Raw genomic sequence first — 12235 nt, 5'->3', positions numbered from 1 at the left:
CGCTGTCATTCCGGGACGGGCGTTAGTGCGAGCCCGGAATGACGAGAGACTAGCTCGCCATCCGGTACGTACCACCAATCACTGGATCACCATCCGTCGCCACCACGCCGCGGGCGACGAGATCCTCCAGATGCGCCAGCACGGAATAACCGGCGGCCGTCGTCAATCTCGGATCGATGCCGATATAAATTGCGCGCACCATGGTCGGAATGTCGGCTTCGCCCTTGGCGAGGCGATGCAGGATGGAGGCCTCGCGCGCCTTGCGGTGACGGATCAGGAACCGCACGAAGCGCGGGCCGTCCGGGATCTCGGGGCCATGGCCGGAGAAATACAGATCCTCCTCGCGGGCGGCGAGCCGATCCAGCGACTCCATGTAGTCGATCATCGAGCCGTCGGGCGGGGCCACAATCGAGGTTGACCAGCCCATCACGTGATCGCCGACGAAGTTGAACTTTCGCTCGGGCCAGGCGAACGCAAGGTGATTGGCGGTGTGACCGGGCGTCGCGACCGCTTCGAGCCGCCAGCCGGCGCCCTCGATGACGTCGCCATGGGCGACTTTGACATCGGGCACGAAATCGCGGTCGGTGCCGGATTCCGGATTGTGCTTTTCGCTCTCGAAGCGCGGACGCGAGGCGCGATGTGGCCCCTCGGCATAGACGGTCGCGCCGGTCGCCCGCTTGATGCGGGCGGTGTTCGGCGAATGGTCGCGGTGGGTGTGGGTGACGAGGATATGCGTTACGGTCTCGCCACACACAGCATCGAGCAGTGCTGCCGCATGCGCCTCATCGTCCGGACCGGGATCGATGATTGCGACGTTACCCTGACCGACGACGTAGCTGACCGTGCCGGTGAAGGTGAACGGGCTGGGATTGTTACAGAGCACGCGCCGCACGCCCGGGCGGACCTCCTCGACGATTCCGGCTTTGAGTGGAAAGTTGCGGTTGAACGGGACGTCGTCGTTGTCGGACATGGCTTGCTCACACCTTGCTGACTTCGTCATGCCCGGCCTTGTGCCGGGCATCCACGTTCTTCGATCGACCTAAGACGTGGATGGCCGGGACATCTAGCGCGAAGACGCGCTTCGCGCTTTTGCCCGGCCATAAGCACTTGGATAGTCCTATCGTCTCACACGCTCACCGCACGCCTGCTCAGAAAAACGCCTGAATGCCGGTGATCGCACGGCCCAGGATCAGGGCGTGAACGTCGTGGGTGCCCTCGTAGGTGTTGACGGTCTCGAGGTTATGGACATGGCGCATCACGTGGTACTCGATCGAGATGCCGTTGCCGCCGTGCATGTCGCGCGCGACGCGGGCGATATCGAGCGCCTTGCCGCAATTGTTGCGCTTGACGATCGAGATCATCTCGGGCGCGAACTTGCCCTCGTCCATCAGGCGGCCGACGCGCAATGAGGCCTGGAGGCCGAGTGCGATCTCGGTCTCCATGTCGGCGAGCTTCTTCTGCACCAGCTGGGTCGCGGCGAGCGGCTTGCCGAACTGCTTGCGGTCGAGCGTATACTGCCGGGCACGGTGCATGCAGTCCTCGGCGGCGCCAAGCGCGCCCCAGGAGATGCCGTAACGGGCACGGTTGAGGCAGCCGAACGGGCCCTTGAGGCCGGAGACGTTCGGCAGCAACGCGCTCTCGGGGACCACGACGCCGTCCATCACGACCTCGCCGGTGATGGAGGCGCGAAGCGACAGCTTGCCGCCGATCTTCGGCGCGGAGAGGCCTTTCATGCCCTTCTCCAGCACGAAGCCGCGGATCTGGTTGTCGTGCTCGGCCGACTTGGCCCAAACCACAAACACGTCGGCGATCGGCGCGTTCGAGATCCACATTTTTGTACCGGTCAACCGATACCCGTCAGAGACCTTCTCTGCGCGGGTCTTCATCCCGGCCGGATCGGAGCCGGCGTCGGGCTCGGTCAGGCCGAAGCAGCCGACCCACTCGCCGCTGGCGAGCTTCGGCAGGTATTTCTTACGCTGGTTCTCGTCGCCATAGGCGTAGATCGGATACATCACCAGCGAGGACTGCACCGAGTTCATCGAACGATAGCCAGAATCGACACGCTCGATCTCCCGCGCGACCAGGCCGTAGGCGACATAGCCTGCATTGGCGCAGCCATATTCCTCCGGCAGCGTGATGCCGATCAGGCCGAGTTCGCCCATCTCGTTGAAGATCTCGCGATCGGTCTTCTCTTCGAGATAGGCCTTGGCGACGCGCGGCAACAGCTTGTCCTGGGCGTAGGCGCGCGCGGTGTCGCGCACCATGCGCTCGTCTTCGGTGAGCTGCTCGTCGAGCAGGAACGGATCGTCCCACTGGAAAGAAGCCGCAGCCGGCTTGTCCTTGGCCTGGGGGCGCACGCTCATGAAACGTCCTTTCGCGTCTGTTCCGTCAATAATTGCCCGACAAATTAGAGCGCCGCGGCAACAAGTGCAAATGCATCCTGGTTTCGATCATTCCGGGGCGCGCGTCAGCGCGAAACCCGATATCCTGATCGTTGCTACACCGAGATTCCAAGTCCGGCGCCGTACGCCATCCGGAATGACAGTATCAGATATCGAGCTGCTCGTTAGCGACGATCTCGATACCGAACCCCGACAATCCCTTGTAGTCGTGCACAGACGAGGTGAGATGCCGGATCGAGGTGACGCCGAGATCGCGCAGGATCTGTGCGCCGACGCCGACTTCGCGCCACTGGCGGTTGCGGTCGGCCTCCGTCGAGGTTTCATCCGGCAGCGGCTCCACGGGAACACCGGCCGCACCGTCGCGCAAGTAAACCAGCACACCACGGCCGGACTTCTTGAAGTGCTCCAGCACGGCCGCCATGCGCTTGTGGCCGGTAAAGGCGTCCTTGACGATGTTCGGCTTGTGGAAGCGCGTCAGCACGTTCCTGCCGTCGCCGACGCCGTTGTAGACGAAGGCGACATGGGCGATGGAATCGAACGGCGAGCGGTAGGCATAGCCCTGGAGCGGCCCGATCGGGCTCTCGGTGACGAACGTCGAGACCCGCTCGATCAGCTTCTCGCGCGCCTGGCGATAGGCGATCATGTCGGCAATCGTGACGTGCCTGAGCTTGTGGTGGGCGGCGAAGCGGGCGACCTGCTCGCCTTTCATGACGCTGCCGTCGTCGTTCATCAATTCGCTGATGACACCGACCGGCGGAAGCCCCGACAGCTTGCAGAGATCGACCGCGGCCTCGGTATGGCCGGAGCGCAACAGCACGCCGCCGTCCTTGGCGATCAGCGGGAAGATGTGGCCGGGCCGGGCGAAGTCGTTGGCGCCCGCGTTGGGATTGGAGAGCGCGCGGCAACACGAGGCGCGCTCCTCCGCCGAGATGCCAGTGCCGCCGTCGGGCTTGTAGTCGACCGACACCGTGAACGCGGTGGTGTGGGCGGAATCGTTATGGGCGACCATCGGATCGAGGCGAAGGCGGCGCGCGTCCTCGGTGGTGATGGGCGCGCAGACGATGCCGGAGGTGTGGCGGATGATGAACGCCATCTTCTCGGCGGTGCAGAGCGAGGCGGCGACGATCAGATCGCCCTCGCCCTCGCGGTCCTCGTCATCGGTGACGACGACGAGCTCGCCCCTGGCGAAGGCCTGCAAGACTTCCTGAACGGTATCGGGCATTTCCCAATCTCTATCGGTTATGGCCGGAGGCTTAGCCGGACTTGGGGCCCGGCGCTAGTGTCCTGGACGCAACCACATATGCCCGGAGGCGGCCTTTGCGCAGGCATTCGGGCTTGCACCGAAGATACCAGCGATATAGGCGCCAATGGCTCGAGCGGTAGGCCAGCCGGAGCCTAGGGCAGCACCTCGCGCCGCTCGCTCAGCCGCACGTCGAGCTCGGCGCGCTTGTCGTCCAGGAGGCCGGCTTGGGCGGCCTCGATCACCGTGAACAGCTCATGGGCATCGCTGACCCGGGTCACGGTGACATAGCTGGCGCCGGCCTCGTAGAGCTCGCCGACATCGGAGAGAAGATCGGCGGTCGCCACGATCAGAGCCTTCGGATTGAGGCTCCGCACGTGGCGCACCAGCTTCTCGTTGCTGGCGCCCTTCAACAGCGCATCCGGCACGCTGAGAATGATCATCTCGGACTTGCCAACGCCAGCATGGAGGAGCGTGTCGACGTTGCTGATATCGCCATAGATCACGTGCAGGCCGCGCGAAAGCAGGGTCTGGTACACATTGGGGTTGAAGTCTATCACCGTGATCTGCTCGAGCAGCAGCGGGTTCTGCCGCTCGATCTCGGCGAGCAGCGCGCTGGCCGCGCGGAAAAAGCCGAGGATAACGATGCGGCGGGCCTCGCCATGGCCGCCCTCGTGTCCCTCCTCGGCGTGGCCGTGGTCGAGATCGCGCAGGCCGATCCGCTTCAGGGGAGCGATCGCCCGGCGGATGATCTCGTCGCTGCGGGTCATCGCGAAGGTCGAGAGCACGGCCAGCACCACGAAGGCGAAGGAGGCCGCATTCGCTGTCTCGGGTGCGATGTGGTGGTCGGCGACGCCGGTCTGGATCACCACCAGCGAGAACTCGGAGATCTGCGCCAGGTTGATCGCCGGCAGCAGGCTGGCGCGCAGGCCCTGCTTCATCAGATAGAGCGGCGTGAAGGTGGTGACGACGCGGCTCACCACCGTGAAGGCCGCGATCATCAGCGCGAGGCCGATGACGGAAAGCCCGGGCACCGGAATGGTCATGCCGAGCGCGACGAAGAACAGCGTGATGAAGAAGTCGCGGAGCGTGGTGACCTTGGCCGTAACGTCGAGAGCATAAGGAAAGGTCGAAAGCGAGACGCCGGCGATCAGCGCGCCCATCTCGCGCGACAGCGAGAGCCGCTCGGCGGTCTCGGCGACGAGGAAGCACCAGGCCAACGCGCCGAGCAGAATCAATTCGGGGCGGCGGGCGATCTGGTGAAACAGGCGCGGCAGCACGTAGCGGCTGACCAGGAGCGCCGCTGCGACCAGTACCGCGACACGGCCAATCGAAAGCAGGATGACGCTGACTTGCAGGTTGGCAAGGCTCGGCTGCACCGCCAGAAACAGGATGGCGAAGATATCCTGGAGCACCAGAACGCCGAGCGTGACGCGGCCGGGCAGCGTGTCGAGCTCGCGCTTCTCGTAGAGCACCTTGACGATGATGACGGTGCTCGACAGCGCGCAGGCGACACAGAGATAAAGCGCGTCGAAATGGCCGCCGCCGAGCGACAGGCCGATGCCGGCGAAGAACAGGACGCCGAACAGGCAGCCGCCGAGGAGCTGGCCGCCGGCCGCGAACAGGATCACCCTTCCCGCCCGCACGATCTTCTTCAGGTCGATCTCGAGACCGATCATGAACAGCATGAAGATCAGACCGAGCTCGGAGATGACGCTGATCGATTCCTGCGACTTGACCCAGCCAGCGCCGAATGGACCAATGCAGAAGCCGGCGATAAGGTAGGACAATATCAGCGGCTGCCGGGAGAAATGGGCGAGCAGGCCCAGCATCCAGGCGAACAGAATACAGAGAGTGATGTCGCGAATGAGTTCGTGCATGCCAAATTGGTCCGTTTTGCCGCACCCTAGAGACAGGTTGCGGCGCGGCAAGCAAGCAATTCGTCACATGTGGATGGGGCTTGCCGCTGCAATGCTGCTATGCCTGCTCGCCTCGGCCGCAGTCGCTCAGTCCAAGGTCAATATCGAGCAAAACTTTGCGGATTCTCTCACGGCGCTGCCGAAGGATGAACTCAGCGTGTCCGGCGGGTTCTACGTGCCGGCCTATTCCAGCGTCGCGATGAGCCAGGGCAAGCTGCGCGTCGACTTCTCGGTGACGCTGAGCGTGCACAACGCCTCCGAGGCCCAGCCGCTGGTCGTCAGACGCATCGCCTATTTCGACACCGCAGGCAAGCAGGTCGAGAGCTATCTGAAAGCGCCGGTGGCGCTGAAGCCGCTCGCCACCATCTCCGTCTTCATTCCGACCGACGACGTGCGCGGCGGGACCGGGGCCAATTTCATCGTCGACTGGGCTGCCACGGGCGAGATCGCCGAACCGGCGGTCGAAGCCTTGATGGTTGGCGGTGTCGCCAATGCGCATTACGCTTTCATCAGCCAGGGACGTCCGACCCGGACGGCCGGCAAGAAGTAAGGCAGGCCGGGGCAACCGGCCGCTCAATAAGAACAGAACGAGGAACGCCCCATGATGTCCAGCTTCGACTTCGCTCCCCTGTTTCCCGCAGGGCTGCCGGCCCCGACTGCGCGCTGGACCGGTCTCGCCAAATACAGCTTCGTCGGCGGCAACAACGATTCCGAGCAGGTCCCGCTCGACGAGCTGGTCGAGGCTGCCAATGCCGCGCTGCGGCGCGAGGGCCGAAACCTCGCGACTTACGGGCTGGCACACGGCCCCCAAGGCTATCTGCCCTTACGCGAATTCCTGGTGACGAAACTCAAGCGCGACGCCGGCATCATCTGCACGGTCGACGATCTCCTGATCGTGTCCGGCTCGTTGCAGGCGCTCGACCTCGTCAACCACACGCTGCTGGCGCGCGGCGACACCGTGATTGTCGAACAGGACAGCTATCAGGGCGCGCTGAATCGCCTGACGCGGCTCGGCGTCAACGTGGTCGGCATTCCCCTCGACGCGGATGGTATGCGCATGGACCTGTTGGCCGCGACGCTGACTGACCTGAAGGACCGCGGCATCCGGCCGAAATACATTTACACTATCCCGACCGTGCAGAATCCGACCGGCAGCATCATGCCGGAAAGCCGGCGTGCCGAGCTATTGCGGTTATCGGCCAACTATGGCGTGCCGATCTTCGAGGATGATTGCTATGCCGACCTCGTATGGTCGGGACAACGTCCGCCGGCGATCCATGCGATGAGCCCGAACGGCGGCGTGATCCATATCGGATCGTTCTCCAAATCGATCGCACCGGCACTACGCGTCGGCTTCGTCGTGGCGCCCTGGGATGTGATGTCGCGGATGCTGTCCCTGAAGACGGATGCCGGCTCCGGCGCGCTGGAGCAGATGGTGCTTGCCGAATATTGCAAGCCGCATTTTTCGACCCACGTGCCGGCGCTGACGAAGGCGCTGCGCACCAAGCTCGATACGCTGATGGAGGCCTTGAACGAGCAGTTCGGGACCGCCGCCGAGTTCGAGGAACCAAAGGGCGGCATCTTCCTCTGGGTGAAGCTGCCCGACCAGGTCGATACGCTCAAGCTGTACGAGGCCGCGCTTGCCGCCGGCGTCTCGATCAATCCGGGGCCGGAATGGTCGACCAACAAGAAGCATTCCAGCTCACGGCTCAGGCTGTGCTTTGCGAGCCCGACGCATCAGCAGATCCGCGAGGGCGTCGCCGTGCTGGCCGAAGTCTGTCGCAGGGAGTTCGCCGTGCCGGCCCGCAGCGCCAACGTGGAGAAGGCGCGGGCCTGATGTCAGGCGGCCTGCCGCTGGCTAGCGTGGATCGCGGAGGCGAGCCGCAGCAGCAGCACGATCGAGACGTTGCCCTTGCCGGCCTCGATCTGGGCGATATAGCGCTCCGAAATTCCCGACCGGCGGGCGAGCTCCCGGCGCGATAGCTCGCAGCGCATGCGCGAGGACCGCAGCCGCTCGCCGAGCTCCGCCAGAAACGCGGTTTCGGAATATGGCGGCACGGCGCAGCTCCCCGGCAGCACCTCGCCGGCGAAATCCATCACTTCGTTCAGCATTGGCCTATCCAATTTCGCCCTTCGGAAGTCCCATCCTATCTGGAAAATGACCGGCCTCATTGACGCGGATCAAATTCCCGCGCGATTGGCGCCTGCCGTGGACGCAACATGAAAATGGCCCCTCACGGAGCCATTTCTTTGCACTCACGAAACGCTTTTTTGGTCAGTCCCACGCCGGCGCGAAGCCCGGATTGACGCAGCGCCTGTCCTTCGGCAGCGCCGCGATCTTGTTGCGGTCGGCCTGGTCGAGCGTGATCTTCAGCGCATCGAGATTGGCCTTTTGGCTTTCGCGGCGTGACGCCTTCGGGATCGCGGCAACGCCATCCTGGTCGAGCAGCCATTTCAGCGCGACCTGCGCGGCGGTCACATCGTGCTTGGCTCCGATCTCGCCCAGCACCGGATCCGAAGCGACGCGGCCCTGTGCCAGCGGGCAATAGGCGACCAGCGGGATGGACTTGGCGGCGAGATAGGCCAAAACCTTCGATTGGTCGAGCATGGCGTGATATTCGATCTGGTTGCAGGCGATCGGCGCCTTGATGTCCTCGACCACGATCTTGAGCAGCGGCGTGGTAAAATTGGCAACGCCGATCGCCCGCGTGCGCCCCTCCTCTTTCAGCTTCACCAGGGTCTCAAACACCGCGCCCCAGTTCGCCGCCTCTGACGGCCAGTGCACGAGATAGAGATCGACATGATCGAGCCCGAGCTTTTTCAGGCTGGCGTCGAAGGCACGGCGGATCGCGGCCGGCGCCAAATTCTCGTGCCAGACTTTTGTCGTGACATGCAGCTCGACTCGCGGCACGCCGGCTGCGGCAAGCGCGGCACCGATCGGCTCCTCGTTGGCGTACATCTCGGCGGTGTCGATGTGGCGATAGCCGAGCGACAGCGCGCTCTCCACAGCGGCGCGGCAGGCATCGCCCTGCATGCGAAAGGTGCCAAGGCCGAGCTTGGGCATGCTGATGCCCTGTGTCTTCAGATTGTCCATGAGGTCAACTCCTGACGAATTCCAGCCCGCCCGGTGCGGGGCAGCGAGAATGGACTCTACGGTGATGGAAACGAGGTGGCGGGAGCTGGCATTATACTGCGCTGGCTACGCAGCAGCCAATCAAGATCGGGTTAGGTGCTTCCTCACCGTCATACCCGGCGGAGCGAGTTATCCGTCGCTCACGAATGCTGCGCCACCACAGCCGGACGCGCCTGCGGCTGCGGTACGATGTCGACCGACCAGAGATCGCGGTTGTCGACGTCCTTCACCGTCACCGTCATGACGCCGGTCGCGCCATCGATGTCGACCTTGCCGAAGAACTGCAAGCCGAAGCACGGCGCGAGGTTCTCGCCCTGCGCTTCACTGCATCCGTTCTGATACATCGCGACCGGACCGAAGGTGTCGTCGAGCTCGCCCGGCCCCCAAGTGCCGGCATGCAGCGGGCCGGAGACGAACTCCCAGAACGGATCGAAATCCTGGAATTGGGCTTTGTTCGGATCGTAATAGTGCGCGGCAGTGTAGTGCATGTCAGCCGTGAGCCAGACGACGTTGCGGACGCCTGCGCGCTTGATCGATGCCAGCAGATCCGCGATCTCATGCTCGCGCCGGTCGGGCGCCCCGTCGCCGAGCGCGACCGCATCGAGACTGATCAGGCCGATCGGCAAATCGGCCGCGATCACCTTCCAGGTCGCGCGCGAGGCGGCGAGCTCGCGCTTCAGCCAGGCCAGTTGCTCGGCGCCCAAAATCCAGCCGCGATGGTCGGCGCCCTTGTTCCAGCTGTCATCGCGAAAGCTGCGCATGTCGATCATGAAGACGTCGAGCAGCGGGCCGTAGGCGATCTTGCGATAGACCCGACCCTGCCGCGCGCCGATGTCGCGGATCGGCATGAAGTCGAAGAAGGCGCGGCGGGCGCGCGCGACCAGACGCGGGGTGCCGTCGTCCTCAAAGCCGGCGTCGTCGTAGCTGCCGGCCGGCGACCAATCGTTGGTGACCTCGTGATCGTCCCATTGCGCGAACATCGGCACTTGCGCGTGGAAGGCGCGGAAATTCTCATCGAGATGGTTGTATTTGTAGTTGCCGCGGAATTGCGCCAGCGTGTGCGCGACTTTCGATTTTTCCTCGGTCACGATGTTGCGCCAAGTCTCGCCGTTCGGGAGCTTCTGTTCGGCGGGAATCGTGCAGTCGGCATAGATGTGGTCGCCGGAGTGGATGAAAAAATCAGGGCGGTTGTCGAGCATGGTGCGATAGCTGCGATAGCCGCCGCGCGAAACGTCGATGCCCCAGCCCTGCCCCGCGGTGTCGCCGGACCAGACGAAAGAGATCGATTGCCCTGCGGCCGGCGCGGTGCGGAAATGGCCGACGCGGCTTTCGCCGGCGAAGCCGGTCGCCATGTCGTCGAACCGCACGCGATAGAAGATATCCTGGCCGGCCGGCAGATCGTTCAATAGCAGTTTTGAGGCGAAGTCGGCCTCCGGCGTTGCGTCACCCGACGCTGACGCGATGATTGTCCTGAAGCTTTCGACGCTCGCGCACTCCACCTGCATCCGCGCGGCCCGGTCGGCGCGGGCCCAGACGATTGCAGAGCCGTCAGAGACATCGCCGGACTGGATGCCGCCCGCGATCTGCGGGCGGTCGGCGGCGCGGCTGATGGACGGGCTTGCGAGCGTGCCCAGCGAGGCGACGGCGAGGCTGGAGGTGGAGCGGACCAAAAACTGCCGCCGGGTCCATGCGCGCTGCGCGCGGAGCGTTGCCATTCAGGAGACCTTCGTCGAATCGTGACGGAAGGTGCCTGCGCTCCTTGACTCCCAGCTTACGGTTTCTTGACTCCACGCCTACGGTTTTGCGACGCGGGGATGACGGGCTGAGCTGAGGCGATGGTCTACTCCCTCGCCCCGCTTGCGTGGAGAGGGTTGGGGGTGAGGGGGAGTCTCCGCAAGGGAGGTGACAGACGGACTCGTGGAGAGTCCCCCTCACCCGGATTGCGTCTTCGATGCAATCCGACCTCTCCCCGCAAGCGGGGCGAGGTGAACCATCAGCAACGGTTCGCTCAGCGCCAGTTGCAGATGCCGCCGGACCGGCAGGGCCATGTCTGGATGCGGGTATCCCTTGCCTGCGCATTCAGCGGATTGCCGTGGCGACGTGCGAGCTTGGTGCGGGCCGCACCGCGCGGCTGCGAGGGTTTTGCGTGCGCGACCTTCGGCTCCGGTACATGCACGCGTTCGGCGACAACTTTCTTCGGTACGTCCATCGGTTCGATGCGCGCTTGCGCGTCATTGCCGCCGCGCGCTTCGAGGGGGACAGGCGCAAACCGCGTCTCGGGCCCGAGCCGCTTCGGCGAAAGCACGGCCTTGGAGAGATCAAGGCCGAGATATTCGTCAGGCTTGTAGTCGTCAGCGCGCGCGACGCCGCCCGCTGCGAGCACGAGAGCAACGGCAAAATGAACGCTCTTCAGGACCACGGACGCCTCCTGAAATTGATTATGAAAGAGGTAATTTACCCCTATTTAGGAGGCGCCGCGCGCAATTCCAGCGGGCAAGTGCCGCCGTGGTTAAGAAGTTTGGCGGTGTCAGGCGACCTTTCGCGCCGCACCCGTCCCGTCCAAGAATCCCATCAGGCGGCTGCGGATGATGGTTTCGGCCTCATCCATGATGCGATCGACGAGTTCCTTGCAGGAAGGGATGTCGTGGATCAGGCCCGCGACCATGCCACAGCTCCAGGCCCCGGCATCCATCTGTCCTTCCAGCATGATTTTGGGATAGACGCCGGCGACCTGATCGTGGATGTCGTCGATCGTGAGCTTGGCGCCCTTCTCGCGCTCGATCTCGAGCAGGCGATCGACGTTGGCGTTCTTGAGCACACGTTCGGTATTGCGCAAGCTGCGCATGATCAACCTTGTGTCGAGCTCGGTCGCCGCGACCAGCGCGTTCTTCACGTTCTGATGCACCGGCGCTTCCTTGGTGGCGATGAAGCGCGTGCCCATGTTCATGCCGGCCGCGCCCAGCGACAGTGCCGCGACGAGGCTGCGCCCGTCGGCCATGCCGCCGGAGGCAACGAACGGGATCTTCAATTCCTCGGCCGCGCGCGGTAGCAGGATCATGTTGGGGATGTCGTCTTCGCCGGGATGACCGCCGCACTCGAAACCGTCGACGCTGACGGCGTCGCAGCCTATCCGCTCGGCCTTCAGCGAATGGCGTACCGAGGTGCACTTGTGGATCACCTTGATGCCTGCCGCCTTCAGGGCCGGCATGTAAGCTTCCGGGCTGCGGCCCGCGGTTTCCACGGCCTTGACGCCGCCTTCGACGATCGCCGCGATGTATTCCGGATAAGGCGGCGCGGAGAAGGCCGGCAGAAAGGTGAGGTTCACGCCGAACGGCTTGTCGGTCATGTCGCGGCAGCGTGCGATCTCCTTGGCCAGCAGCTCCGGCGTCCTCTGCGTGAGGCCGGTGATGATGCCGAGCCCGCCGGCGTTGGAGACGGCGGCGGCCAGGTCGGCAAAGCCGACGAAATGCATGCCGCCCTGGACGATGGGATGCTCGATGCCGAACAGTTCGGTGATCGCGGTCTTCACGTAGTGCCCTCC

At 64.3% G+C, this 12235-nt stretch carries 11 protein-coding genes; 2 read left to right on the top strand and 9 right to left on the bottom strand.

The features are described from left to right. Nucleotides 1-49 precede the first annotated feature (49 nt). The 4 genes from FXV83_RS22845 to FXV83_RS22830 all read right to left on the bottom strand — a co-directional run bounded on the left by FXV83_RS22845 (nucleotide 50) and on the right by FXV83_RS22830 (nucleotide 5522). Nucleotides 50-970, bottom strand: coding sequence for an MBL fold metallo-hydrolase (locus FXV83_RS22845; protein WP_148741624.1), 921 nt, complete (start codon nucleotides 968-970; stop codon nucleotides 50-52). Between the two features lie 178 nt (nucleotides 971-1148). Then, the gene (locus tag FXV83_RS22840; RefSeq protein ID WP_148741623.1) at nucleotides 1149-2363 is read right to left on the bottom strand and encodes an acyl-CoA dehydrogenase; all 1215 of its coding nucleotides are present in this window, start codon (nucleotides 2361-2363) and stop codon (nucleotides 1149-1151) included. A gap of 184 nt (nucleotides 2364-2547) precedes the next feature. Next, nucleotides 2548-3624, bottom strand: coding sequence for a 3,4-dihydroxy-2-butanone-4-phosphate synthase (ribB, locus tag FXV83_RS22835; protein ID WP_148741622.1), 1077 nt, complete (start codon nucleotides 3622-3624; stop codon nucleotides 2548-2550). Between the two features lie 173 nt (nucleotides 3625-3797). Beyond that, entirely contained in the window at nucleotides 3798-5522 is a 1725-nt protein-coding gene (locus tag FXV83_RS22830; protein WP_148741621.1) for a cation:proton antiporter, read from the bottom strand. Between the two features lie 67 nt (nucleotides 5523-5589). Between FXV83_RS22830 and FXV83_RS22825 the strand changes: the two genes are divergently transcribed. After that, the gene (locus FXV83_RS22825) at nucleotides 5590-6111 is read left to right on the top strand and encodes a DUF3124 domain-containing protein (protein ID WP_187436089.1); all 522 of its coding nucleotides are present in this window, start codon (nucleotides 5590-5592) and stop codon (nucleotides 6109-6111) included. 51 nt (nucleotides 6112-6162) lie between these two features. Further along, nucleotides 6163-7398: an aminotransferase-like domain-containing protein gene (locus tag FXV83_RS22820; protein ID WP_148741619.1), complete on the top strand. Its 1236-nt coding sequence runs from the start codon at nucleotides 6163-6165 to the stop codon at nucleotides 7396-7398. A 2-nt stretch (nucleotides 7399-7400) separates the two neighbouring features. Here the strand turns inward: FXV83_RS22820 and FXV83_RS22815 are convergent, their stop codons facing one another. From FXV83_RS22815 to FXV83_RS22790, 5 genes are all read right to left on the bottom strand, one after another. Then, nucleotides 7401-7673, bottom strand: a complete 273-nt coding sequence (locus tag FXV83_RS22815; protein WP_187436088.1) for a helix-turn-helix domain-containing protein — start codon at nucleotides 7671-7673, stop codon at nucleotides 7401-7403. A gap of 163 nt (nucleotides 7674-7836) precedes the next feature. Next, nucleotides 7837-8655, bottom strand: a complete 819-nt coding sequence (locus FXV83_RS22810) for an aldo/keto reductase (protein ID WP_148741617.1) — start codon at nucleotides 8653-8655, stop codon at nucleotides 7837-7839. Nucleotides 8656-8834: 179 nt separating this feature from the next. Next, on the bottom strand, nucleotides 8835-10409 hold the full coding sequence (locus tag FXV83_RS22805) for an alkaline phosphatase D family protein (protein ID WP_148741616.1): 1575 nt from the start codon (nucleotides 10407-10409) through the stop codon (nucleotides 8835-8837). Between the two features lie 293 nt (nucleotides 10410-10702). Further along, nucleotides 10703-11113 (bottom strand): hypothetical protein, encoded by a 411-nt coding sequence (locus FXV83_RS22795; protein ID WP_148741615.1) that lies wholly within the window; start codon nucleotides 11111-11113, stop codon nucleotides 10703-10705. 108 nt (nucleotides 11114-11221) lie between these two features. After that, complete coding sequence (locus FXV83_RS22790) at nucleotides 11222-12223, bottom strand: NAD(P)H-dependent flavin oxidoreductase (protein ID WP_148741614.1); 1002 nt, start codon at nucleotides 12221-12223, stop codon at nucleotides 11222-11224. Nucleotides 12224-12235: the final 12 nt, after the last annotated feature.

Source organism: Bradyrhizobium hipponense, from assembly GCF_008123965.1.
In the GTDB taxonomy this organism is placed as follows: Bacteria; Pseudomonadota; Alphaproteobacteria; order Rhizobiales; family Xanthobacteraceae; genus Bradyrhizobium; species Bradyrhizobium hipponense.
The sequence above is the reverse complement of the archived record's forward strand: the minus strand, read 5'-3'. Positions and strand labels throughout refer to the sequence as shown.